This is a genomic window from Dyadobacter crusticola DSM 16708, from assembly GCF_000701505.1.
In the GTDB taxonomy this organism is placed as follows: domain Bacteria; phylum Bacteroidota; class Bacteroidia; order Cytophagales; family Spirosomataceae; genus Dyadobacter; species Dyadobacter crusticola.
The window spans coordinates 433,532-459,146 of the sequence record NZ_JNJB01000005.1 but is presented as its reverse complement, the minus strand read 5'-3'; the positions used below and the strand labels follow the sequence as shown (position 1 = coordinate 459,146).

24 protein-coding genes are annotated in these 25,615 nt (G+C 45.8%); 12 read left to right on the top strand and 12 right to left on the bottom strand.

All coding sequences use genetic code 11. From position 1 onward, the window contains the following. Positions 1–59 precede the first annotated feature (59 nt). The 7 genes from Q369_RS0108200 to apaG form a co-directional block, all read right to left on the bottom strand. Positions 60–1,121, bottom strand: a complete 1,062-nt coding sequence (locus tag Q369_RS0108200) for an endonuclease/exonuclease/phosphatase family protein (RefSeq protein ID WP_031527322.1) — start codon at positions 1,119–1,121, stop codon at positions 60–62. 35 nt (positions 1,122–1,156) lie between these two features. Beyond that, positions 1,157–3,190: a T9SS type A sorting domain-containing protein gene (locus tag Q369_RS0108195; RefSeq protein WP_084165676.1), complete on the bottom strand. Its 2,034-nt coding sequence runs from the start codon at positions 3,188–3,190 to the stop codon at positions 1,157–1,159. A gap of 9 nt (positions 3,191–3,199) precedes the next feature. Continuing rightward, positions 3,200–4,177, bottom strand: coding sequence for a glycoside hydrolase family 43 protein (locus tag Q369_RS0108190; protein WP_031527320.1), 978 nt, complete (start codon positions 4,175–4,177; stop codon positions 3,200–3,202). Between the two features lie 56 nt (positions 4,178–4,233). After that, entirely contained in the window at positions 4,234–5,370 is a 1,137-nt protein-coding gene (locus tag Q369_RS0108185) for a hypothetical protein (RefSeq protein WP_031527319.1), read from the bottom strand. Then, a complete protein-coding gene (locus Q369_RS0108180) occupies positions 5,367–6,335 on the bottom strand; it encodes a DUF2157 domain-containing protein (protein ID WP_031527318.1) in 969 nt (322 codons plus the stop codon). The genes Q369_RS0108185 and Q369_RS0108180 overlap by 4 nt, the downstream gene beginning before the upstream one ends. 109 nt (positions 6,336–6,444) lie before the next feature. Continuing rightward, positions 6,445–7,218: an O-methyltransferase gene (locus Q369_RS0108175; protein ID WP_031527317.1), complete on the bottom strand. Its 774-nt coding sequence runs from the start codon at positions 7,216–7,218 to the stop codon at positions 6,445–6,447. Positions 7,219–7,268: 50 nt separating this feature from the next. Continuing rightward, positions 7,269–7,655, bottom strand: coding sequence for a Co2+/Mg2+ efflux facilitator ApaG/CorD (gene apaG, locus Q369_RS0108170; protein ID WP_031527316.1), 387 nt, complete (start codon positions 7,653–7,655; stop codon positions 7,269–7,271). 117 nt (positions 7,656–7,772) lie between these two features. Between apaG and ung the strand changes: the two genes are divergently transcribed. Beyond that, positions 7,773–8,438, top strand: a complete 666-nt coding sequence (gene ung, locus Q369_RS0108165) for a uracil-DNA glycosylase (protein WP_031527315.1) — start codon at positions 7,773–7,775, stop codon at positions 8,436–8,438. A gap of 59 nt (positions 8,439–8,497) precedes the next feature. On the opposite strand, the gene Q369_RS0108160 is transcribed toward ung, so the two are convergent. Next, positions 8,498–8,902: a Dabb family protein gene (locus Q369_RS0108160; protein WP_031527314.1), complete on the bottom strand. Its 405-nt coding sequence runs from the start codon at positions 8,900–8,902 to the stop codon at positions 8,498–8,500. Between the two features lie 346 nt (positions 8,903–9,248). Here Q369_RS0108160 and Q369_RS0108150 point away from each other — a divergent pair, with 346 nt between their 5' ends. Further along, on the top strand, positions 9,249–10,268 hold the full coding sequence (locus Q369_RS0108150; RefSeq protein WP_035333135.1) for a zinc dependent phospholipase C family protein: 1,020 nt from the start codon (positions 9,249–9,251) through the stop codon (positions 10,266–10,268). A gap of 33 nt (positions 10,269–10,301) precedes the next feature. Here the strand turns inward: Q369_RS0108150 and Q369_RS0108145 are convergent, their stop codons facing one another. From Q369_RS0108145 to ald, 3 genes are all read right to left on the bottom strand, one after another. Next, the gene (locus tag Q369_RS0108145; protein ID WP_031527312.1) at positions 10,302–10,823 is read right to left on the bottom strand and encodes a DinB family protein; all 522 of its coding nucleotides are present in this window, start codon (positions 10,821–10,823) and stop codon (positions 10,302–10,304) included. Between the two features lie 62 nt (positions 10,824–10,885). Then, positions 10,886–12,661: a DEAD/DEAH box helicase gene (locus tag Q369_RS0108140; protein ID WP_031527311.1), complete on the bottom strand. Its 1,776-nt coding sequence runs from the start codon at positions 12,659–12,661 to the stop codon at positions 10,886–10,888. A 427-nt stretch (positions 12,662–13,088) separates the two neighbouring features. Next, positions 13,089–14,201, bottom strand: coding sequence for an alanine dehydrogenase (ald, locus tag Q369_RS0108135; protein WP_031527310.1), 1,113 nt, complete (start codon positions 14,199–14,201; stop codon positions 13,089–13,091). A 177-nt stretch (positions 14,202–14,378) separates the two neighbouring features. Here ald and Q369_RS0108130 point away from each other — a divergent pair, with 177 nt between their 5' ends. The 8 genes from Q369_RS0108130 (at position 14,379) to lepB (Q369_RS0108095) (ending at position 21,850) form a co-directional block, all read left to right on the top strand. Beyond that, the gene (locus tag Q369_RS0108130) at positions 14,379–14,840 is read left to right on the top strand and encodes an Lrp/AsnC family transcriptional regulator (RefSeq protein ID WP_031527309.1); all 462 of its coding nucleotides are present in this window, start codon (positions 14,379–14,381) and stop codon (positions 14,838–14,840) included. Positions 14,841–15,005: 165 nt separating this feature from the next. Beyond that, positions 15,006–16,028 (top strand): radical SAM/SPASM domain-containing protein, encoded by a 1,023-nt coding sequence (locus Q369_RS0108125; RefSeq protein ID WP_031527308.1) that lies wholly within the window; start codon positions 15,006–15,008, stop codon positions 16,026–16,028. 165 nt (positions 16,029–16,193) lie between these two features. Then, the gene (locus tag Q369_RS0108120; RefSeq protein WP_031527307.1) at positions 16,194–16,991 is read left to right on the top strand and encodes a ParA family protein; all 798 of its coding nucleotides are present in this window, start codon (positions 16,194–16,196) and stop codon (positions 16,989–16,991) included. Positions 16,992–17,012: 21 nt separating this feature from the next. Beyond that, on the top strand, positions 17,013–17,930 hold the full coding sequence (locus Q369_RS0108115) for a ParB/RepB/Spo0J family partition protein (protein WP_031527306.1): 918 nt from the start codon (positions 17,013–17,015) through the stop codon (positions 17,928–17,930). Between the two features lie 3 nt (positions 17,931–17,933). Continuing rightward, positions 17,934–18,620 carry a DUF5683 domain-containing protein gene (locus Q369_RS0108110; protein ID WP_031527305.1) on the top strand — a complete coding sequence of 229 codons (687 nt, stop codon included), beginning with the start codon at positions 17,934–17,936 and terminating at the stop codon, positions 18,618–18,620. 27 nt (positions 18,621–18,647) lie between these two features. Further along, complete coding sequence (gene dapB / locus Q369_RS0108105; protein ID WP_031527304.1) at positions 18,648–19,367, top strand: 4-hydroxy-tetrahydrodipicolinate reductase; 720 nt, start codon at positions 18,648–18,650, stop codon at positions 19,365–19,367. Between the two features lie 33 nt (positions 19,368–19,400). Then, positions 19,401–20,537 carry a signal peptidase I gene (gene lepB / locus Q369_RS0108100; RefSeq protein WP_031527303.1) on the top strand — a complete coding sequence of 379 codons (1,137 nt, stop codon included), beginning with the start codon at positions 19,401–19,403 and terminating at the stop codon, positions 20,535–20,537. Positions 20,538–20,671: 134 nt separating this feature from the next. After that, complete coding sequence (lepB, locus tag Q369_RS0108095; RefSeq protein ID WP_031527302.1) at positions 20,672–21,850, top strand: signal peptidase I; 1,179 nt, start codon at positions 20,672–20,674, stop codon at positions 21,848–21,850. Between the two features lie 55 nt (positions 21,851–21,905). Here lepB (Q369_RS0108095) and Q369_RS0108090 read toward each other — a convergent pair whose 3' ends face one another. Beyond that, a complete protein-coding gene (locus Q369_RS0108090) occupies positions 21,906–23,729 on the bottom strand; it encodes an alpha-amylase family glycosyl hydrolase (protein WP_031527301.1) in 1,824 nt (607 codons plus the stop codon). A gap of 116 nt (positions 23,730–23,845) precedes the next feature. Here Q369_RS0108090 and dprA point away from each other — a divergent pair, with 116 nt between their 5' ends. Together dprA and Q369_RS0108080 are read left to right on the top strand one after the other, a co-directional pair. Beyond that, positions 23,846–24,970: a DNA-processing protein DprA gene (gene dprA, locus Q369_RS0108085; RefSeq protein WP_031527300.1), complete on the top strand. Its 1,125-nt coding sequence runs from the start codon at positions 23,846–23,848 to the stop codon at positions 24,968–24,970. A 3-nt stretch (positions 24,971–24,973) separates the two neighbouring features. Further along, positions 24,974–25,603, top strand: a complete 630-nt coding sequence (locus Q369_RS0108080; RefSeq protein ID WP_031527299.1) for an AlbA family DNA-binding domain-containing protein — start codon at positions 24,974–24,976, stop codon at positions 25,601–25,603. Positions 25,604–25,615 lie beyond the last annotated feature (12 nt).

Below are 25,615 nucleotides of genomic sequence, written 5' to 3'. Positions count from 1 at the left end.
GGACAGAGTACGTTAGTTATTGGAATCTGATCTTGTTTAGCAAAAATCATTCCAAATCATTACTCCGTCTCTTTGCTGATCTTTTCTTCGGCTAGTTCAAGATCTTCCTTGTCTGGTTCCGGCTCTTCCTGCTGCATTTCTGCGGCGGCTTCATACTGGAGTGAGATCAGGATAGGGAAGTGGTCGGATGAAAAGTTTTCGAGTCTCTTCAAGTGGATCAGTTTGAAGTGCGTAGTACAAAAAACGTGGTCCAGGGGGAATCTTAAAAATGGGTACCTTGCGTGAAAAGTATTGAAAAAGCCGCGGCCTTCACGAGGATCGAGTGTTCCGCTGATTTTCTTGAAAAGTTGCGTTGTATAAGACCATGCGACGTCGTTCAGGTCACCTACCACGATTGTGGGAATCGGGCATTCTTTTACTTCCTTGGCAACGAGCAGCAACTCTTTGTCGCGCTCGGTAGAATACACGTTTTCGCCCGGTACAGGCGGGGTAGGATGCACGCAATGCAGCTGGAAGTTTTTTCCGGAAGGAAGTTCCACACATGTTTTGATCGACGGAATTTCTTCATCTACCAGGTGCCGCACTTCAGTATCCATTAGTTTCAGGCGTGAATACAGCAGCATTCCATAAGTATTGTCAAGCGGGACGAGCTGCTGGTATGGATAGCTTTGTTTAAGCTCTTCGGTGCCTTTACGCCAGAATTCGTCTGTTTCAAGCAGCAGGATAATATCCGGATTATACTTTTTCAAAACTTTCAGACAACCCGCAATATTCTTGTTGTGCTGGTACACATTGGAAGAAATAATGCTCACCGTATTATCGGGATCATTCCTGTCCGCTTTGAGCAGCGTGCGTTTAGATAGAAAGGTAAAGGGGAAAACCTGATAGACCAGATAAGCCGTATTCAGCACCAGCACCACAACAAATCCGATCTGAAAAGGAGATGAAACCCGGAACAATGCCAGGTAAATGATCAGGATCAATACGTTAATAAAAAGCTTTTGAAGTCTGGGATATTCGAACACTCTGAATGCCCAGAAATCGTTTCTGACCAGCGGGATTAATGAAAAGAGTACGATCAGTACCCCGGCAATTTCAAGCCCTATTTGAAGAGAATGCATGTTTAGTTAATTCACGATGGTATCTATATGTCGAATTATTGTACCCACACTTTCTTTGTCCATTCCTTTTCCCCTGCTTTCAGCCTGATCAAGTGAATGCCCTGTACCGAGGCTGGCACAGTCACCACTGTTTCTGTCGCATTCTTAACCGCCTGTGCCGACAATGCGCGCCCATTCACGTCCAAAAAGCTGATTTCTCCCGTAACGGATTTGTTGAACTTCACTACCAGGCGATCATTCCTCCGCGTCGGGTTCGGGTAAACTGAAAACGCGTCGCCACGATCCTTTTCTACGCCGAGTATAACAGGCATTTCAATCTCGGCAAACCCATATTCGTCAGATTCTGCCAGTTTGTTTTCTGCCCTGAGCCTATACCTGATCTTATCTGCATGGTTTGGCTGATCAACAAACTGTGTTGTAACCGAGTCCAGTACTGCGATGCGGGTGAATGCAGATGTACTTTCCAGCTGCCGCTCCAATATATACCTGCTCGCTTCTGGTACGGCCAGCCAGCTGAGCTTCACATCCGTGTCGCCCTGCTTTTCAGCTGTCAGGACAGGCTTGGCCAATGCGGTTCCAATGGGTACATTGTAGAAAGTGAGCGCGCGCATTCCTTTGCTGTTCTTGATATAAGGTCCGGTAAATGGGTAATACGGTCCGCCCTCCGGCAGGTACATTGGCAAATAATTAATGCTTTTGGCTCCCTGCGGACCGCTTAGTTCAAGCAGTATTTTATTGGCTTCGGCTTTCCCCGAGGTGACCATTCCTGAGCCCCAGTCGAGGTAGAAAAAATCTTTCATTTCGAGGTTTACACCTGAGGGAGTACGGTAGGTAGTGGGGTAAACCAGCTCCTGGCCTTCGTCAAACACCAGTACAAGCTGTTTCTTCTCCGGGGTTTTATAAAAGACCTTTTTGAGCGAAGGAGAAAGTATATTGGAAGTATCTGAGGAGTTGTAAAAATCTTTAAGAATAATCCTCGAAAGCTCAAATCCACTTTGCTGATTACCCGACCGCCCGTAATGCAATCCGTCGAATTCTGCTGTCCCAACGGTAGCTACAGTCGTGATATCACCGTAGATGTCAGGAAGCCTTCGCTGGTAATCGCGGATTTCGGCACCTGTCGGGGACGGGAAGTAAATGATATCGATCTGGAAGCTGTAGATTTTTTGAAGATTTGGAAGATCCAGTTTGAGGTTTTTATGCAGTTGATCGAAGTTACCCGGCCAGTTGAAAGCTTCGTGGTAAGTCTCTGTTTCACCTTGTCGGAAAATATATGATTTGGCTGCATTGATCAGTCCGCCTTTTTGCAGCCGGTAAAGCATTCTCCCATATCCAGTATTCAGGTCTGCGGGATTGTTCTCATTTCTTTTTGCATGATCACCTACAGCCGACCAGTGAAATCCTGCATTGATCAGGCAGTTCGGGATACCCGACTTTTGCATTACTTGTTTCTGGATCTCGAATCCCATTGTTCCCACACCGTTCTGGTAAAGGTTCATGTTGGAATACGACCAGAGTGTATCGGCGGGATTGTAGGTCACCGTATTGAGATTGTCAGTAATTCTTCCAAAGGTCCGGCAAAAACGGTTCGTATCCGGCTCAGTGAAGAACCCGGTCGAGTTGGATTGTCCCGAAACAATGTACACATCGCCGCTCACCACATCTTTTCTGTTGACCACCAGCACAGAGTCCGCTCCTTTGCATACGTAAACCGCAAAATTGTATCCGGCATGTTCTGCTTTGATCTTCGTTTCGGTTGAAAACTTACCAATGTTGCTGCCTCCGGCATATTGCAGGTTCGCTTTCAGGTATTTGAAAGGTGCATTGTTCCTGGTAATCTGTACAGAAACATAGTCCCAGCCGGCTGCTTCCACAATCCCGGAGATTGGAATTGCAGCTTCACTGTTCTGGTCACGGGGATATAACTGAAAATCCTGCGGCAATTTTTCGAATACCACGGAGAAAAACCGTTGTGCCTTGCCGGTTCCTGCACTACCCAGCAGGAACATGACTGCAAGAAAAACTCCGGACCAATTTGGTCCGGGAGCAGTGCTGCGGTTACAATTCATTGAAACGAATTATTTGATTTTAACAGGCTTTACACCTTCAAAGGTAATTTTAACAGGATTAATCAAACCTTTCTCATCGAAGGTCATCACATCAATGCAGGTCTCCCTGTGATTTCCATCTGTCTCGCTCAACGGTCTTCTATGATAGACTATATACCATTCATCTTGGCCGGGAACCTGGATAACCGAGTGGTGGCCGGCACCGGTAGCTACTTTGGGATCCTGCTGCAGAATCTTGTCAACACGCTCGAATGGCCCGAAAGGAGAGTCAGCTATTGCGTAAGCTACCGAGTAATTTGGTCCTGTCCAGCCACCTTCCGACCACATGAAATAGTATTTTCCGTTGCGGATGAACATAAACGGGCCTTCAACATAACCTTTTGGAGTTATTTCGCGGAATGTACTGCCGTCTTCAAAGGGAATGAACCCGGTGAAATCAGGTTTCAGCTTGGCTACGTTACAATGGCGCCAGCCGCCGTAGAATAGGTAGTACTGACCGTCTTTATCTTTGAAAACGAACTGGTCGATGGGTTGTGCTTTATTGTGGAATTTATCGATGAGGGGTTTGCCAAGGTAATCTTTGTACGGACCCTCCGGCTTATCGGCTACTGCCACCCCGATTCCGCCTACTTCATTGTCACTCTGGATATCGTTGGCTCCGAAAAAGAAATAGTATTTTTTATCTTTTTCAATGATGGAAGGCGCCCACATCGCCCGTTTCGCCCATTTAACTGCCGACGTATCGAGGATGTTCTCGTGCTTTTTCCAGGTTACAAGATCTTTGGATGAGAATGCGTCAAAGTGGACTTGCTTTTCGTAAGGCGCGGAAAAAGTAGGGTAGATCCAGAAGGTTTTGTCAAAGATAATTCCCTCAGGATCTGCGTACCAGCCTTTGAAAACGGGGTTGCCCGCCGACTTTTTTGCCGATTGTGAAAAAGAACAGGTACTTAGAATGCAGACCAGGAATAAGGAAAGATAGTTTTTCATCAGAAGTTAACAGGCGTAAGTTTTAACCTTGGTAAAGTTCTGAATTTTTACCTAAATTAATATGCCTCTCCGGCTCCGCCCCCGCCAAAATTTCCTCCACCAAACTTTATTCCGGTCTCCGCGGGCAGCTCGCCTATACTTTCGGAGACCAGAATAGCTTCCAGATTAACAAACCTTCTACGCTTTTCGGGCTCGTCTGAGATACCGTGGCGAGGTGTTTTCAGGTAACGGATCAATGCGGCAGCAAGTACAATCAGCAGAATGCCGGCGATCGTAAGTTCCTGAGAAGGCGGCAGTTTGAAAAAGTACAGGCGGTACGTCAAGACGGATGCAGCAAATGTCAATAAGCCTGTGACAAACAGTATGCGATCGTGCTTTTTAAGTCCGAAATAAATGTAAGCGACCGGGATTGCTGCGGTTAGTAAATAAAAGAGGTAAGAGAAACTAATTTCTACCGAAGCCGGCAAATCGTTGAGCATTGCATTCCCTTCGCGTACGACGAAGTAATTTCCACACAGGTAAAATACAGCCAGCGAAAGCGCTTCCACGATTTTCAGGCATCTCAGGTAATAGATATCGTCGTTCTTTCTTACGTAAGTATAAATCGCAGCTGAAACAATCATGAGAGCAAAAGGCAAAAGCGCCTTTCCCAACGGGAGCTCGATAAATGTGGAGCCTATCAAGAGCAGCAATACAAAGAATGCGACCGCAGTCACAAGCAGATCGGCGTATCTCAAAATAGACGGAACAAGAAACAATAGCGTGACAATGCAGTACACACCCAGGGGCGCATCTTCAAAAAGCAAAAAAACCGGCGTTACCGCACATGCTATCGCCGAATACAACAATGCATTGTCTACTCCTGAATGGAACAACTTCTTCTCTTTAATCAACACTTCCAGTGCCAAAATGAAGCAAGCGGCACAAAACAGACTTAGCAGCGAAAGTGTTTCGTCGGAGCCGGTACCAATGAAGAAAATGGATACGAAGCCGCCAAAAAAGGAGCATGAAATCAGTCCGAAGCAGAAAAGTCCGATAGTTACGAAGATACCGGGCCGGTAGAATTGACCGGAGAAGTTGGCATTGATCGTTTCAAGCTGATCCGCGGTGAGCAGGCTCTTGCGAAACCATTCCTGCGCGACCTGCCGGATATGTTTGTTTTGAATCCAAAGATTGTTGTAGGCTTTGATCATCTTTTTATCCCTAAAAACTTTTTATAATTGAGCAGGAACAAGACTACACCTATGCTGGATATGGTAAAATAAATTGTCGCCAGAGCAAACACCAGATCTTCACCCAACAGCTTTCCGATCAGGTAAGTGACGTGAATATATCCGTATACGACACCCATCAAAAGGAATAGCAACGATTGCACGCGGCGGGCTGATAATATGAAGAAAACAGCGAGCGCAATGCCCAGCAGGAAGAACACAAAGAGCGGCTCCAATGTGAACGCACCTACTAGCGTTGCTATAAAGGCCAGGTTTCCGCCGAGCAGCAGATATGCATTTGCAAAATGTGCTTTCCATCTTTTCACGTGAGATAGCCAAGCAAAAGATACAAGTAAAATTCCTAGAGCAATAGCCGACCAGACCAGTTTACTGTCTGTAAAATCATTTTTTGTTAGAACCGAAAGTGGTGCGATGGTCAGCCCGAGCCAGGAAGCAAGGCCCGTGATCCCCATTGAGAGTACACCTGTGTGGTCGAATCTGTAAGCGCACAGGAAGAAAAGAATAGTGGGTATCAGGATTGCTGCGTCGTATTTGGTTCCAAAAAAAGCGTATTGAAATTGGAGGTATCCTTCCAAGGCAAGGAAAAGCATGCAGCCGATCAGCAGGGTGTAGCTGACAAACTTATTAGGATTATCAACTTCGTACCGACTGAAAGGCAGGCGGTTCTTGTATGTGTACCAGAAACAAGCCGAAGTTGAAACGGCGATCAGGGTTATGATCACCTGATGACCGATTGTGTCGATGTTCTCGTAAATCAGGATTCCTATCCCGGAGCTGAATAGCAGAATTCCCAGGTAGAGGATCGTGCGAAGCTCCCAGTGAATGGAAAACGCTTTGGCAGACTCGAAGACGCTTATTGCATCCGCTTGTTTTGTGGAGATAATGCCTTTTCCGGTTAAAGCATTCAGAAGCTCTTGTGTTGTCATTGATAAGGCGGCGAAGTATGCCTCAAATTAGCAAGATTCGAATGCGTAGGGCTGTGCGCGGAGATTTAATTTATTTACCGGAAAGTTCTATTTTTCTAACGGTATATCATTAAAAACGCAGCACAAAATCCTCCTTGGCTTGCCCTTTTCGAAAGAAGACGAGGCCAATCCAGAAAAGGTCAATCGTTACCGTTACATCCGGGTGGGCTTTGATATACTTCCAGGCCGCAGTCATTTCTGCTGACCAGTAGATATCGTCGAATATGAAAAGAGAATTCTCATGTACGTAGGATAGACAGTCTTCGAAATAACGGACAGTAGGCTCGTAGCGGTGGTTAGCATCTACGTGTACGAAATCAATCTTCTGATTAAGTTGACGGAGTTTTTCCGGTAATGTTTGATCGATGTTACCTAGTACAACCTCAACATTTCTCACGCCCATTCTTTCGAAGTTAGAGCGCGCTTTTGCGGCTGTTTGGGGACAGCCTTCAAAGCTGGTAATAGCGGCATCGGGATTTGCTTTAGAAAGATAAAGTGTGGTAAGTCCCAGCGAAGTACCCAGCTCCAAAATGCTTTGCGGCTGAAAGTTTTTGATCAGCCTATAAAACAGCCTCCCAAATTTTTCAGGCTTCTCTGCGTTTCTCGCGATGGTTTTAACCTTGCGTTTGTTGGATTTATTAACCCTTGAACCTGCCCCAAGATCAAGTATCTCAATGATTTCCGTAGATGAGAGAAGCTCTTTCCTCAGCTTTTGAATCTGTGTATAATCTTCGTTGCTGTCCTTGACGTTAATTAGTCTATTATAAAGATCAAAGACAAATGGCGAGTGAATGGCGTGTGCGTTTCCTGCGCGGAAGAGATACTTAAAATAAGCGGCAATCAATAGCGTAAGGTTTAATATAGGATAAAGAGGAGGCTACAAGGCCTGGCTGCTTAGTTCAGGCGGTAAGGGGCGACTAAAGAGAATGCAGGAATGATAACCCGAAACTGACGGCCGTCGAGTACGCGCTCCATCAGGTAAGTTCCAGCCATTTTTCCTAAATCAGTTTTCAGATTGCAACCCGATACATAATCATGTACATCGCCTGGCTCCAAAATAGGCTGCAAGCCCACGATCCCCGCACCTTCTACTTCGCGTACGGTTCCATTTGCATCGTAAATCAGCCAGTGCCTGCGCAGCAGCTTCACAGTATGCTCGCTGTGGTTTTCGATCAGGATCTTATAGGTAAAAACGTAGTGTTCCTGACCAGGATTGGAGTAGTCCGGCTGATATTCTGTCAAAACGGTGACTTTCACACCATCTGTCACTTTAGAAACCATATGAATTGAGGGTGTTGGTAATTTGCGGTACTTCCATTTAAACGAAAATAGCAATCAAATACTGATAAAAGCAAATCAAAAACATATAATTTGGGCGTCGAAACTAAAGACTAAAATATGGATGTAAAGATAGAGCCTTCGTGGAAAGAGAAGCTGCAGGGAGAGTTTGAGAAGCCTTATTTTGAAACTCTGACCGCATTTGTTAAGGAGGAATACAAAACCAAACAGGTCTTTCCGCCTGCGAAACAAATATTCAATGCATTTAATTATTGCCCCTTTGATGCATGCAGGGTCGTAATCCTCGGACAAGATCCTTATCACGGACAGGGCCAGGCGCACGGACTTTGCTTTTCCGTTAATGATGGAGTGAGGGTACCGCCTTCACTGGTTAACATCTTCAAAGAGATCCATGATGATCTGGGAAAGCCGATCCCGAAAAGCGGCAACCTGGAAAGATGGGCTAAGCAAGGTGTTTTGCTGCTCAACGCAACCCTGACTGTCCAAAGCGGCCTGGCGGGTTCACATCAGAATAAAGGGTGGGAGCGCTTTACGGATGCGGTGATTAAATCCATTTCGGATGAAAAGAAGCACGTTGTGTTTATGCTTTGGGGCAGATATGCGCAGGATAAAGGCGTAATAATCAATGGGAACGAAAATCTGATCCTGAAAGCGAAACATCCGTCACCTATGTCGGCTAACAGCGGAGGCTGGTTTGGTACCCGGCACTTTAGTCAAGCAAATGCCTATTTGGAATCCCAGGGGCTCGAACCAATTGAATGGTAAAAAAAAAGAGTCGGGATGCCCGACTCTTTTTCCAATTTTCACTCCTATTACTATTGTTATTATTTTACAATATCTGAATTCATTTCTAAAACCTTATCCCAATGCGCCTCGTTCGTCTGAATGAACGCTTTGCGGTCGGCATTGGAAGCATACTGCTGCGCTCCCTCATCGGTACGGAAAGTCAGATAATGGATTACATCAAATTCATTCGTACTTCCTTCTGCTTTCTGAACCCGGCCAGCTGAGTAGGCTACCAGATCCTTCACAGAGCTCTTCATAGACGCAAAGTCTCTCAAATGCTTTTCAATATCCTGAGCAGTAACACCTTCTTTGAACTTGATGCAAACTACTTTTTGAGTTTCCGCTGGTCTGTGCGGAACATAAGCCCCGTAAATGATTAGCATAAATACACAAAGCGCAAAGACGGGAACAAGGTAACCTAATGTTTTATTTCGAGTTTTCATTTATAGCAAAGTCAAGTATACCATGATTGATTCTTATTGCTACAAAAGTAAGACAATATTGGGTAATTGCATTATTTACATATTAAATATAACTTATTTGGAATAATGTCGGTACTGGAAATGATTTATATCGGTCTTTTCAGCTTTTCAAAATTTTCTTCTGCACCTGGTAGCATGCCATTTTTTTCGAAGTGCATGCTCGTACCCGCCTATTCAGCCGCTTTTTTGTTATAGAAGCTTAGTAAGTAGCTGAGACAGGTTTGCAAAACTCTATTGAAGTGACCAGAAAATGCAAAATGCGTCTAAACAGGTGTGATAACCTTTTTTTTAGCCATCCAAATTTTATATGGACGCATTTTCTAGCTTCTTGGAAAAACTATTAAAAATTTTTGCTGTTTTCCTGCTGCTTGTGCTGATTTCCAGTCAGCTAAGTGCATTTCCCAGACCATTTCCGGCGCACAAACCTGTGTGGGGCTTTTGGGCACATAAGAGAATCAACCGTCTGGCCGTGTTTCGCTTGCCGGTTCCAATGCAAGTATTTTACAAAAGAAACATTGATTTTCTCACTGAAAACGCCACCAATCCGGATAAAAGAAGGTATGCTGTGGTGGGAGAAGCCGAGCGGCATTATATCGACCTGGATATGTATGGTGACAGTGCGGTCGTGAAACTGCCCAGGTACTGGCAGGCGGCAATTTTAAAGTTGGGCGAGGATAGTTTGCGCAAGCACGGCATTGTTCCCTGGCAGATACAATTATCGGCATATCAACTTACAGAAGCCTTCAAGAGCAATAATGCAGCGAAGATTCTGCGTGTGTCTGCGGACTTGGGGCACTATGTTGCCGACGCCCACGTGCCGCTGCATACAACTCGAAACTATAATGGGCAATTGAGTAACCAGGAAGGTATTCACGCATTCTGGGAGTCGAGACTGCCGGAGTTATTTGCCGATGAGTATGACTTATGGAATGGTCCGGTCGCATATGTTGATCGCATTGCCGAGAGAGCGTGGCAGATCGTCGCAGAATCCCATGCATCAGTAGATTCAGTTTTTTTGTTTGAAAAAGAATTGACTGAGCAGTTCAGAAATGACGGCAAGTACAGCTACGAACTACGAAACAATGTGCTTACCCGCAGCTATTCGCGGGAATTTTCGGAGAGGTACCATCGCATGCTGCAAGGCCAAGTGGAACGAAGAATGAAAGCTTCGATTCGAATGGTAGGCGATCTCTGGTATACCTGCTGGATCAACGCCGGTCAGCCGGATTTACAGCTGCTTGTAAGTTCCATGCCAGCCGAAGAATCATCCCAGGAAGAGCAGCAAAGCCAGGAAGTACAAAATGTGAGGCAAGAAGGAGATAATTAATGCACTTGGTACTGTCTCAATTGAAGCCGACTGCTAAATTTCTCCTGTCGCCATTGACACTTTCGCTGTCACCAGCAATTGTCCCAAATGCCGCTGCGAGTGCTCGGCTGCATGAAATAACAACCCGAGCTGTGTGGAAGGAATCATAGCACGGCCCACATACCTGATCTCCGATAATGTAGTTTCGTCTGTTTGCCGGAGTTGAGCAACCGCCTTGTCAACCTGGTCATGAAATTGTTTCAAAAGGGATTTGAAAGAAGTGGCATCTTGTGGTATACCTTCATTTTTGAGGTATTCAAGCTGACTTTCTGTAAGCGATTCCTGCCTGGCGTAAGTGAAAAGCCGGTCGAGCACGCCGGTTAGGTGTTGCAAATGAAACCCAACAGAGGCTACTCCTGCTGGTTTTTCCCATAAAAGTGAATTCGGGAATTGCTGTTCAATAGCGGTCAGTTCTTCCACGGCCTGCAATAGAGCGTGTGCTGCCGGTTGCAATGCCGGGGTGAGATCAGGCAGCGGGCCGCGCAGCCAAACTTCCAGATTTGATTTTGCATTCATCGCCCCAAGGTAAATAAAAAAGGGGCTTGTTGAGAGCCCCTTCTTCCAATTATTGATTCCGATTATTTCGCAATATCGATCTGAACCGGCTTGCCTTTGATGGTGTTGCCGTCCATTGCGCGAAGTACGGCACGAGCATCACGCTCAGGTACGTCGACGAATGTAAATTTGTCATAAATATCAATCGCGCCGATTGTTTTTCCAGGAATGTTAGCTTCTCCTGCAATCGCACCCACAATGTCCTTCGGCATGATATGATCTTTTCTTCCGAGGCTTAAAAACAAGCGTGTCATGCCAGCTTCCGGTGCAGATTGGCGACGTGGTTCCCCGTCACGGCTACCTTCCGGGCGACGGAAATCACCTTTTGGTGCGTAGCGGTCAGTGCTCTTGCGATCACCTTCTCTTCTGTCTCCGCCTCTTTCGAAACGGCTGCCAGTCGAGCGTCTTTCAAACCGGTCACCACCTTCACGGCGGCCACCTTCGCGCTCACCACGTCTTTCTTCCCATGCCAGGTTAGCGTCAGCGTATTCATTTTTCTGAACACCCATGATCTGCTTTGCCATTGCACCTACAACCTGCTCGGTTGTATAGCCTGCGTGATTCAGCATTTCCAGGATGTCACCGAAAAGCTCCTGATCGTCGCCCTCCTGGATAGAAGCTGAAATGCTTTCTACGAAGCGGGCTTTACGAACACCAACAATATCTTCGTAAGAAGGAATTACTCCTTTTTCGATTTTAACTTTGGTATATCCTTCAATGGATTTCAAGCGATATTTCTCGTCACGGGCAACCAGAGAGAATGCTTTTCCGGACATTCCGGCACGACCGGTACGGCCGATACGGTGTACGTAATATTCTTCGTCAAGAGGAATGTCATAGTTGATCACACCATCAAGTCCGCTCACATCTATACCACGTGCTGCTACGTCAGTCGCAACCAAAATAGTGGTTACACCGGCTTTGAATTTGCTCATTACATTGCTTCTCTGCTGTTGGCGCAAGTCACCGTGAATACCTTCGGAAGCATAGCCTCTCAATTGAAGATCTTCCACGATCTCGTCTACTTTGCGTTTCGTGTTGCAAAAAACAAGAAGCGATTTCAAGTGGTGCATATCGATCAGGCGGGTCATTACTTCTACTTTCGCCTGCGGTTTTACCTCGAAATAAACCTGCTCGATATTCTGGTTAGTCAGCTCATTACGGACAACTTTAATAAGGATAGGATCATTTAAAAAGCGTTTTGTGATCGACATAATCGGCTTCGACATGGTTGCCGAGAACAAGATAGTCTGACGATCTTCCGGCATATCAGCAAGAATGCTTTCAATATCTTCACGGAAGCCCATATCGAGCATTTCGTCTGCTTCATCCAAAACCATCATTCTGACTTCGTCAAATTTCAAAGTCTTGCGCTCCATGTGGTCCATTACACGACCGGGAGTACCTACTACGATATGTACGCCTTTTTTCAGGGAACGAATTTGTCTGTCGATAGAATCTCCGCCATAGATAGCTTCAATTTTAATACCTCTCTGGAATTTGGCAAGGCGACCGATTTCCTCAGAAACCTGCACGGCCAACTCACGGGTAGGGCACAAAACCAGTGCCTGAACTGCATTGCTTGAAGTGTCGATTCTTTCAAGTACGGGAATACCGAAAGCGGCCGTTTTACCGGTACCGGTTTGCGCCTGACCAATTACGTCAGAACCTTGCATTACAGCCGGGATTCCCTGCGCCTGAATAGGTGAGGGTTTTTCAAAACCCATTTCTGTAAGGGCTTTCAGGATATTCTCAGAGAGACCAAGCTCTGAAAAAGATTCAATTGTTTCAGTTGTCATTATCTGTTTATTAGTATTATTCTGGTTGGAAAAATCAGCTCTGCTGCATTGGCAACTCTGGTTTTGTCAAAACAAAAATAAACCTGGACTAAAACAGTTATTTCTTATTCAGACAAATGGCCTCTGTCGAAATGACGAGAGCTTACATGAAAATTTAAAAAAAGGGATTGCGCACAGCCCACCACAAACCATCCGTGGGGCTCTGCATTTGAACGGTCGTTATTACCGTCGATTAGAGGTCGAGTGCTACTTGATTAATGCCTGACCGTATGAAGCAGAGAAGCGAACGGATGTTCGTTAATTTTATGCAAAAGTAAGAATTATAATCGAAAAAACAACCTCAGGTAAAAAGTAATTGTAATATTTTTAGAAAACAAAAAACCTGACAGAAGGATCTCGGTCAGGTTTACTTAGCAGGTTTGTCAAATCAGAATAGCTCTTTCACATCTGTATAAGGGAGGTTCCATGCCTCAGAAACGCCCTTGAACACTACTTTTCCATTCACTACGTTGAGCCCTTTTCTGAGCTCTTCATTATTGGTGCAAGCTGCTTTCCAACCCTGATTGGCCAGCTGAAGTGCATAAGGCAAAGTTGCATTTGTCAAAGCAAGCGTAGATGTATAAGGCACGGCACCCGGCATATTTGCTACACAATAATGCACCACACCGTCAACGTCATAGATCGGGTGCTCGTGGGTAGTTGCTTTCGATGTTTCGAAACAGCCGCCCTGATCAATCGCAACGTCAACCATTACGGTACCCGGCTTCATCAGTTTGAGCATATCACGAGTAATCAGGGAAGGGGCTTTCGCGCCGGGGATCAGTACTCCGCCGATAATCAGGTTCGCACCTTTTACCAGTTCACGGATATTGTATTCGTTAGACATGACCGTATCCACATTGGCGGGCATAATATCTTCCAGGTAGCGCAGGCGCGGCAGGCTGATATCCACAATCGTAACATTAGCACCGAGGCCGGCAGCCATTTTTGCAGATTGGGTACCTACGATACCTCCGCCCAGCACAAGCACATTAGCAGGCTTCACACCGGCTACCCCGCCGAGCAGGATACCAAATCCGCCCATTGGTTTTTCGAGGTACTTGGCACCTTCCTGTACAGCCATTCTGCCGGCAACTTCGCTCATTGGTACCAGCAAAGGCAGGCTTCTGTCTGTTTTCTCAACAGTTTCGTAAGCCAGGCATACTGCCTTTCTTTCTATCATCGCGTGGGTAAGCGGCTCTGAGGAAGCAAAGTGGAAATAGGTAAAGAGCAGCTGTCCTTCTTTGATGAGCGCGTACTCACTTTCAATCGGCTCTTTCACTTTAATGATCATTTCGGCAATTGCATACACTTCTTCTATCGTATGCAGGATAATTGCGCCGGCGCCGGCGTACTCTTCGTCACTGAACCCGCTTCCTCTCCCGGCCTCAGCCTGAATGTACACTTCATGACCTTGCTTACGGAACTCGGTGACGCCGGCTGGAGTCAGCGCGACGCGGTTTTCGTTGTTTTTTATCTCTTTGGGAACACCAATTATCATGTGAATAGTGATTTGTTATTTTGATCTGCGGAAAGATCTTCAAAATTAACCTGTTAAGGAAAAAGGTACCATGAAGTAGCGGTAAGACAGAAAAGAAAACTAATTTTAGGGCGATCGACGAGAAAAAATCCTTTATGTCGGTTTTGCTGGAAGTCGGCAATCAGAAAAAAAAACTATATGCAACCTGACGCTACGGACCGTAAAATTCTGGCCTTACTGCAAGACAATGCGCAGCTTACCATGAAGGAAATAGCAAGCCGCATCAACCTGTCTGTCACTCCCGTTCATGAACGTATCAGAAAGCTTGAAAAAGAGGGGTTTATAGATAAATATGTGTGTCTGCTGAACAGGCGCAAGCTTGGCAAAAGTCTGGTTGTGTACTGTAACGTTACGCTCGACAAGCAGCGCAAGGAGAGCTTTGAGGATTTCAATCAGGCGATTGTGAAGATGAGCGAAGTACTGGAATGTTCGGTGGTATCGGGTAACTTCGACTATATGTTGAAAGTAGTCGTTGAGGATGGGGAAGCTTATAATCAATTCTACCAGCAAAAACTTTCTGCATTGAAAAGCGTGTTACACATCAGCAGTTATTTCGTAATTTCCGAGATAAAGCATACGACCGGGATTGCAGTAGGATAGAAGTTGGCTGCTGGCTATTGGCAGTTAGCTATTAGCTATTAGGCCTCATTCGGTAGCAATTGTAGTAAGCGATCTATTCATATTCAACTGACATATTTATCAACTATAAAGCTAAAAGCCAACAGCTAATAGCCAAAAGCTAAAAGCCAGTAGCTTCTCCAACGAATGAACAAAAACTTTAAGGATGGACTGAATTTAATGTCGAAGGTAACGCCCAAACGCGCCTGGAATGCGATTCAGATATTGAGCAGTTATTTCTATTCCAAAATGACAGGGAACCCCGTGCATTGGGGAATGCCGATCGCTATCTCTTTTGAACCTACCACATCCTGCAACCTGCGCTGCCCCGAATGTCCAAGCGGACTGCGGTCCTTTACCCGGCCTACCGGAATGATGGAGGAGCAGCTATACAAAAAAACCATTGACGAGCTTGCTGATACGCTTTTGTACCTGATTTTCTACTTTCAGGGCGAACCTTACCTGCATCCGAAGTTCTTTGAACTGGTTCAATATGCTCACGACAAAGGAATTTACACAGCCACTTCCACCAATGCGCATTACCTTACTGACGAGAAGGCAAGGAAAACAGTTGAATCGGGACTAGACCGGCTCATTATTTCCATTGACGGCACTACGCAGGACGTTTATCAGCAATACAGGGTAGGAGGTAACCTGGAGAAGGTACTTGAAGGAACGCGCAATATCATCAAGTGGAAAAAGGAGCTTAAATCGAGCACGCCGCACGTGATTTTCCAGTTCCTTGTTGTAAAGCCAAACGAGCACCAGATTGAGGAGGTGAAGAAGCTGGCGGAAGAAATGGGCGTTGACGAGGTTGGATTGAAAACTGCCCAGATATACGACTACGAAGAAGGTTCTGAACTGATCCCGACCATTGACAAATATTCCCGCTACCAGAAACAGGAGAACGGAAGTTATTCGATTAAAAACAAATTCGTGGATCACTGCTGGAAAATGTGGCATTCGTGCGTGATTACCTGGGATGGTTCCGTGGTGCCCTGCTGCTTTGATAAAGATGCCGAATACAAGCTGGGTGATATGAAGCGCCAGACTTTCCGCCAGCTCTGGCGAGGCAAAAAATACCAGGACTTCCGGGCCTCTCTGATCCGCTCCCGTTCCGAGATCGAAATGTGCAAGAATTGTACAGAGGGAACGCAGGTCTGGGCGTGAAACATAGGCCCATTTATGCTTCATTTTTTATTCTAACTAAATAATAATCTATTCTACTGCTCTGACTGCCAATCTTATAAATGTTTTAAGCAAATCTCCGTGGAACATTTTTTGGTGAATTGCCCCGAATAACTGAAATTTGAAATTGGTAACACAAAAGGATACATGGGCAAAGTAATTGCAATTGCGAATCAAAAGGGAGGAGTAGGAAAGACGACCACCGCTATCAATTTGGCCGCCAGTTTGGCTGCATTGGAATTCCGGACTCTGATCATCGATGCTGACCCACAGGCTAATTCGACTTCCGGGTTGGGTTTTAACCCGCAGGAAATGGAAAACAGCATTTATGAATGTATGGTTGAACAGGCAAAAGCCTCTGAAATCATTCTGGAAACCGATTTTCCATACCTGAATTTACTGCCTTCACATATAGACCTGGTTGGAGCTGAGATTGAGATGATCAATCTGAAAAACCGGGAGAACCGAATGAAAGATGCGATCGCAGAAGTACGCGACGCTTACGATTTCATCATCATCGATTGCTCACCTTCACTTGGTTTGATCACGATCAACAGTCTCACAGCCGCGGATTCAGTGATCATTCCCGTTCAATGCGAGTACTTTGCGTTGGAAGGACTTGGAAAGCTGCTGAACACAATCACGATCATTCAGTCAAGACTTAATACGGGGCTTATTATAGAAGGTATCTTGTTGACAATGTATGATTTACGTTTGCGCTTGTCGAACCAGGTTGTGAATGAGGTTACCAACCACTTCGAGTCGCTTGTTTTCAATACGATCATCCCAAGAAACGTGCGGATCAGTGAGGCTCCGAGTTATGGTATCCCGGTAATGGCGCAGGATTCAGATAGTAAGGGAGCAGTAAGTTACCTGAATCTGGCAAGAGAAATATTAAGCAAAAACGGTCTGCTATCCTCGGATAAGAAACTAGGGGTCAACTAATAACGATCAAATAGCGAAACGATGGAGAACAGCAGCAAGACCAAAAAGATGACAGGGCTGGGGAGAGGTTTGGGTGCTCTTCTGCAGGATTCTGAGAAAGTCAATAATTCAAGAACAACTTCAAGATTACCGGCTGCCGAGATAGTTGGCTCTATGAACGAGATCAACCTCGACCAGATAGAAGCCAACCCTTACCAGCCGCGTACCAAGTTTGACCAGGAAGCATTGCAGGAACTGGCAGATTCGATCCGCGTACAAGGCATTATCCAACCCATTACAGTAAGGCAGATCTCCGATGATGCCTACCAGTTGATTTCGGGAGAACGCAGGCTGCAGGCTTCGAAGCTGATCGGGCTGGATACCATTCCTGCCTACGTCAGAACTGCCAATGACCAGCAAATGCTGGAAATGGCGCTCATCGAAAACATCCAGCGCGAGAACCTCAACTCGATAGAGATTGCACTCAGTTACCAGCGATTGATACTGGAATGTAATCTTAAACAGGAAGAGTTGGGTATCCGGGTCGGTAAGAACCGGACTACAGTCAACAACTATATCCGCTTATTGAAATTACCACCCGTGATCCAGGCTGCATTGCGGGACAATAAGATCAGCATGGGACACGCCAGGGCGATAATTACAATCAACAGCGACCAGAGCCAGCTCAAAATCTTCAACAAAATCATAGAAGAAGGCTGGTCGGTCCGCAAGGTAGAAGATGAGGTAAGAAAGCTCGGGATGATGAGCAGCAGCTCACTGAGCGACAAGAAGCCGGTGACAATTAATCAGGAAATAAAGTCGTTACAATTTCAATTATCTTCGTTTTTCGGAGCTAAGGTTTCCGTAAAAAGCAATGAGAACCACAAAGGAGAGATTAAGATCCCTTTTACGTCTCAGGATGAATTAAAGAAGATTTTAGAAACATTGAAATTCAAATAAGACTTGAAAAACTGGTTTTTGCCGGGGCTAATTGTGCTACTATCCGGCGTAGTATCGGCTCAGAATACAGTCCCAAGAGACAGCGTCGGGACCTTGAATGTTCCCATTGTACTGAACGATAGTACTGTTTTGCTCCCCGGTGATTCGTTAAAAAAAGTTAAAGGTTTCATGCCTGTGCCCAAAACTGCGACGCGGTTGGCATTGATTCCGGGGCTCGGCCAGATTTATAACCGCGACTATTGGAAAGCACCTATCGTATACCTCGCATTCGGCGGCGGGCTCTACACTTACTACCTGAATTCTTTGAAATACCACGACTATCTTTCGGCATACAAGGAGTTTTACGATCTGGACGAGAACAGTAAAACGTACGGACAACAGAAGCCGGAGCTGATTGACTCCACCGTGACGGTAAGGGTAAGAAACCTGCTTAATACCAGCAGCACTTATCAGCCTGCCAGCAGGGACCAGGCTTTGAGAGGCAAAAACTACTGGCGCCGGAACCGCGGATTTGCATTGATCGTAACCGGGCTGATTTACACACTTTCAATTATTGAGGCCAATGTGGCGGCACACTTGAAGACTTTCGATCTTTCTGATGACCTTACATTGCGGGTGGAGCCTAAGTTCCAGCAACCTGCGATGCGGACACCGGCTCCCGGAGTGCGGCTGGTTTTTAATATTAAGTAGCTTTTATTGAATCATAAATTATAGTTAATGAAAATACTGTTACTCGGTTATGGCAAAATGGGGAAAACGATTGAGAAAATCGGCATCGAAAGAGGGCATACAATCGTGGCAAAAATCGATTTGCAAAACCGGGGAGAAATGGAAGCATTGGGCCGGGAAGATGTAGACGTGGCCATTGAATTCAGTTCTCCGGAATCTGCTTTTGAGAATATAACATATTGTCTGAAAAAGGGCTGGCCGATTGTAAGCGGGACAACTGGCTGGCTTGAACATAAGGCAGAAATAGAAAAGCTCTGCCAGGATACAAATGGCGCATTCTTCTACGCTTCCAACTACAGCATTGGCGTGAACCTGTTCTTCCGGCTGAATAAGCAGCTTGCCCGCTTAATGAAGGGGCAGGCATACCGCAGTTCCATGACGGAGATACACCACATCCACAAACTGGATGCGCCAAGCGGAACCGCGATCACCCTGGCCGAAGGAATAATCGAGGGCAGCGGCGAGCAGAAAGGATGGAAACTCGCGCCCGAAGATGAAGAAGGCTTTATACAAATCGAGTCTAAAAGGCTGGGGGAAGTACCGGGTACCCATATTGTACGGTACGAGTCCCAGGTAGATACCATTGAAATTACGCACACAGCCCACAACCGCGACGGATTTGCATTGGGTGCAGTAGTATCAGCCGAGTGGCTGCCTGGCAAAGCCGGTGTGTTCGGGATGAATGATCTGCTGGAAAATCTTGATTAAACGCCCCTTCTATCTTAAAAAGTAATACAAAGCATGGCTATTGACAAAGAGTTAATTTCAGATAAAGTGAGTACACGAAAGAAAAAATCGGCAGTCCGGGAGTGGTTTGACTCCATTCTCTTTGCTGTGATCGCGGCGACATTGATCCGCTGGCTGTTTTTTGAAGCATTTACAATTCCTACTCCCTCGATGGAAAACAGTTTGCTGGTAGGGGACTTTTTGTTTGTCAGCAAATTGCATTACGGTACCCGCACACCAAAAACTCCATTGCAGGTACCATTGACCCATCAGACGATCTGGGGTACCAACATTCCTTCCTATACCGACGCGATCCAGCTTCCTCAATACAGACTGCCGGGTTTCAGCGAAGTAAAGCGCGGCGATGTGGTGGTGTTCAATTACCCGCCTGAAATGCAGCATCCGGTTGATTTGAAAACCAACTATATCAAACGCTGCGTGGGCTTGCCCGGCGATAAGCTGGAAGTACGCGATTTACAGGTTTATGCAAATGGCACCGCTGAACCAAATCCGGCAAGAATGGAAAACGAGTATTTCGTTGCCACAACTACCGCGGTAAATGAAGCCAAAGTGTTCAAAGAGAATGGAATTTCTGAATACAATGCTTATTCAGAAAGCTACAATGACACTATTCCCGGAAATGACCAGCAGGGGTATCTCGTTTTTACAACAGAGGAAATTGCCGCCAAGTTGAAAACCTATGATTTTGTAAAGGGTATCACACTGGTAAAATCTTCAAAAGATATCAGCGAACCAATGCTGTATCCGAATTCTACATTGTTCAAATGGAACCGTGATAATTACGGACCTGTAACTGTACCGAAAGAAGGCGTAACTGTACAGTTGACTCCTGAGAGTGTCGCGCTTTATGGTACGGTGATCAAGAACTATGAGGAAAATGAAAATGTAGAGCTTGGTGAAAAGTCGGTCAAAATTGCTGGAAAGGAAATTACTAGCTATACTTTCAAGCAAAACTACTATTTCATGATGGGCGATAACCGGCATAATTCGGCGGATTCACGCTACTGGGGATTTGTTCCGGAAGATCATATTGTAGGAAAAGCGGTATTCGTCTGGATGTCCATTGATCCGAATCCAACCAGCTTTTTCAATAAAATTCGTTGGAGCCGGATATTCCGCGTTATTAACTAGCAAGAGCTAAATACACTTAAAAAAGAGAGGCTGTAAGGCCTCTCTTTTTGTTTATATATAAGAAAAAATAATATACATATTTATTAGTTATGCGTGTAATAACTATCTTGCAAATGCATCTTTGACCCTTACTTATGCCCGTCCTAGAAATTACACCTAAGAACACACAGCAAGCTCGTAAAAAGACACCCCTTCGTGAGTGGTTTGACTCCGTCCTTTTCGCTGTTGTGGCGGCCTCGCTGATCAGGTGGCTGTTCTTTAGTGCATTCGTAATCCCAACTCCGTCAATGGAGAACAGCTTGCTGGTGGGCGACTATCTTTTTGTGAGCAGGCTGCATTATGGTACCACTACACCCATTACTCCTTTGCAGGTGCCGCTCACACACCAGACAATCTGGGGAACGCAAATGCCTTCTTACCTGGATTGGATTCAGCTCCCGCAGTTCAGGCTGCCGGGCTTTACGGACGTGAAGAATGGAGATGTAGTTGTATTTAATCTGCCGGTAGAGCACCCGGAAACTTACCTGAAATATAGCAATGTACTCCCAGATCTGCACCCGCATCCGGTTGATCTTCGGTCCAATTACATCAAAAGGTGTGTCGGAATTCCCGGCGACAAGCTGGAAGTAAGAGCGGGACAGGTCGTGATCAACGGAGTTCCGGCAGCGAATCCGCCTGGCATGCAGCAGGAATATTTCTTATCGGCTACCACGCAGGTTAATGAAGAGAATGTGTTTCGTCGGAATGGGGTAGTAGATTATTCCCCGTTCACCGAAGATTTTGGCGACACGATCGCGGCCAATGATGAGTTCGGATACATTATCAAGACGACCGAAGCAACTGTCGAGAAACTTAAAACGTACGATTTCGTCAAACGCATTCAGCCGATTCTATTGGACAAAGGTTTGAAAGAACCTTTTTTGTTCCCTAACTCAGATCAGCTTGACTGGAATAAAGATAACTACGGCCCTATATTGATACCGAAAAAAGGTGCGACCATCACGCTCAATGCAGGAAACGTTGCATTGTACTCCGAAATCATCCAAAACTACGACGGTAACACAAGGATTACCATTCAAAACGGAAAGGTATTACAAAATGGAAAAGCGATTGAGAGCTATACTTTCAGGCAAGATTATTATTTTATGATGGGGGATAACCGCCATAATTCGGCCGACTCGCGCTACTGGGGCTTTGTTCCCAAGGATCACATTGTCGGCAAAGCAGTATTTGTATGGATGTCTATTGATCCGAACCCGACCAGCTTTTTTCAGAAGATCCGCTGGGACCGGGTATTTCGGATTATCAGGTAGTAAAAAGCCCGGCTTGAGATTTCAAATCGGGCTTTTAATTAGATTTGCGACCGCATTAGTCTTCCTGAGAGAATATCAGCGCGGTATAAGGTGGGATCTGCAAAGAACCATGAAATGGCAGGTTATCCATTTTACCTTCCAAAGCTTCAACATCCTTGATACCAATGTGTGAGAATTCCGGATCGTAGTTTTCGTTATCGCTATTAAACCTCAGATTCCATTTTCCACCTCTTGGAAAACCAATCTTGTAATCATCGAAAGTTTCAATTGAGAAATTTAAAACGACAATAACACTGTCTTTTGGTCCGCCGTCGCTGTACCGGTGCGTTGCAATCACTTTCTTGTCATTATCTACCCGAATCAGTTCAACGTTTTGTCCCTGCAAACCTTTTGTCACGCCAAACCAGTTTCTTCTTAAATGGATCAGGTCACGGTGCAAATTAGCAAAGCCGCTGAATTTTTCTAGTCTCGACCAGTCAATCGGATCGCTGTCTGAGAACCACTTGTCTTCCAGAAGCGGCTGACCCTGGAATATCATTGGAATTCCGGGTGAAGTAAGTACAAGCGCCACGCCAAGTGCCGCACGCTTTTTGGAATACCAGTTATTTACATCTCCGTCTGCAATTTCTTCTGCCACCCTTGCCTGACCGTTTGAAACTTCGTCATGCGATTCTGTGTAGATAATGCGCTGGAAAGAATCCGAATTATATCGCCAGTTGATCGCGTCAGCAACTTTCAGCATGTCCCTGTCCTGATCGTTTTGGGTTATGATCGCGTCTCTTACAGTATGCACAAACTGTGCATCCCATTGTGAACCATAGCCCAAGCCGCCATTTTCAACCGAGTTGGTGATGAAATCGAGGGAATGCATATCCTCAGCGATAGTGATACAGTTGGGGTAATGCTGGCGAATGTCAGAATTGATCCATTGCATCAGGGAAATTCCTTCTGGAATGTCGTTGCCGGGATTACCATCTGCTTTTACATTGCGGATATAAGGTACCATATCCATTCTCAGTCCGTCCACACGGTAGTCTTTCAGCCACATCAATGCATTGTCGCGGATGTACTGACGCACTTCGCCGCGGCCGTAATCCGGGCGAGTACTTCCCCAGGGAGTTTCCGCTTTCCAGTCGTTGTAAAAGTAAATACCGCCGCCATCGTTTTCAGACCAGCCATCAAATTGCCATAAATCAAGATCAGATGGTCCAAAGTGGTTGTAAACCACGTCCAGAATCACAGCTAATCCTGCTTCATGGGCCGCTTTCACGAATGCTTTCAGTCCGTCCGGACCGCCGTAATCTGCTTCTATTGAAAACGGGTTTGCCGGATTGTATCCCCAGGAACGGGAGCCGGGAAATTCAGCGCAGGGCATCAGCTCAATTGCATTGAAACCCATTTCTTTGAGGTAAGGAAGTTTCTCAATAGCAGTGTAAAAGGTACCAACCTGATCGTTATCCTTTACGTTGAAGGTACCAACGTGTAACTCGTAAATTACGATTTCGTGCCAGCTGGGAATCTGAAAATGCGTATCCTGCCAGTCGAAAGAAGCGTGATTGTACACGATACAGTTACCTGCCGAATTTGTCATTCTCAATGCATACGGGTCATTCCTATGCAAATCACCGGCAGGGGTTTTTAACAAAAATTTATATTCATCACCTTCTTTGGAGTTTTCAACCAGAAGTCCCCAAAAGCCATTTTCCTCGGCGTTGAGTACATTCGCAGTTTCATTCCAATCATTAAAGGTGCCAATTACGGATACACTCTCAGCATGCGGCGCCCAAACCCGATAATATACACCTTCGGGATAACAGGTAGCTCCCATACCCTCATAATGTTTAATCGTGTCGGTATTATCGGTATTAAAATTTTCCATACTAGCTGTTTGGTAAAAGAAGTTGTATTTAGGTGGATCATTGACGTATATTGACAAAATGCATGCCACATTGTTTCTTCGTACATGGCGCTGCTTTTACTCAAAAACACACTTCAATGGAGGAAATTTCAGAAGCAGAAAAGATCTGCATTCTCGCACTTGTACAAACCCCGGGAGTGGGTTCGGTCACGATCAGGCAACTGATTAGTTACTGTGGCAGCGCTTCAAAGGTATTTGCCGCCGATTACAAAAAGTTGATCAAAATTCCCGGCGTGGGAGATAAGGTGGTAAAAACCATTCTTTGCAAAAGCGAGCTGGACTGGGCGGAAAAGGAATACGCACGATGTATAAGGGAGCATATCAGCCTTCATTTCTTCACTGATCGTACTTATCCGCTGCGATTAAAGCCGCTTTACGATGCGCCCATCGTTCTCTACTCTCGCGGAAATATTGATTTTAATGCAAAAAGGGCGGTTGGGATCGTCGGCACGCGGCAAATCAGCGACTATGGTAAGGGAGTAACCGAAACAATTGTGAGAGATCTGGAACCCTACGAGGCATTAATCGTGAGCGGACTCGCCTACGGAGTAGATATCACCGCACACCGCGCCTGCATTAAACATAACCTTTCCACGATAGGTGTAATGGCGAGCGGGCTGGACGTGATCTATCCAGCAGCTCACAAACGCACCGCGGAGGAAATGCAGGTAAATGGTGGGATTGTGACGGAGAATACTTTACAGACGAAACCCGACTTCATGAGATTTCCGGCGCGGAACCGAATTATTGCGGGACTGAGTGATGTTGTGATTGTGGTAGAGTCGGGGAAGAAAGGCGGCAGTCTGATCACGGTTGAATTTGCTCAGAACTATCACCGCGATGTGTATGCAGTTCCTGGAATGATCGGGAACAGTCAGTCGGAAGGCTGCAATGCGCTGATCAGGGACCATAAAGCTTCTATTTTTACTTCCGTCGAAGATCTTGCAGCCGCCCTGAACTGGACACTAAGCAATGCAGAAACGTCCCCACTCGAAGAAAAGCCGCAGCAGATCAGCTTTGAAGGCTTTACCCAGGATGAAGGTCAGATATTGTCAATGCTGAAACAAAAAGGTGCTACTCAGATAGACGAGCTGGCCTGGCAATCGGGTATGCATTTGAATAAATTGGCAACATTATTGCTGAACCTGGAATTTCAGGGTATGATCAGGTCGTTACCAGGTAAGAAATACAGTTTAATTTGATGAATGAGCGTAAATGTTGAAGAAATAATCAGGAAAGGTGAGGGGTTGGCGGTTGAGTTTAAAAGTAAGATCGACAGTCCTGCAAGAATTGCAAAGACCATTGTTTCCTTTGCAAATACCTCCGGCGGCACATTGCTGATCGGGGTAGCGGATACTGGGGTTGTTACCGGCGTAATTTCGGAGCTAACCGAGTTGCAGAAGCTCGAAAAAGCACTGACGGACTACATTGAGCCGAAGCTGCTTGTGCAGATCAAGTCGCAAACATCAGCAGGCAAAAAGCTGCTGGTCGTGGAAGTGCAGGAGAGTGAAGATAAGCCGCATTACGTTGTGAACGAGCGGGGCGCACGTACCATCTACATCAGGGTAAAAGACAAGAGTGTTCCCATCCCCAAGCTGTTGCTGTACAATGGCCGCGACGAGCAAACAGAAAAGTTGATGGCGAACCGTCATGTAAAAACCCTTGTATCTTACCTGAAGACATCAGATTCCGTTTCGGCGAAGCTATTTTCCCGCATGATCAATATCTCGGAAAAGAGGGCCGAGCGCATGCTGCAGGATCTGGCTGCCAAACAGATCTTATTAAAGATACCGGGAACACGACCGGAAATATTCAGCCTCAAATGGACCGAATAATCAAAAAGGATC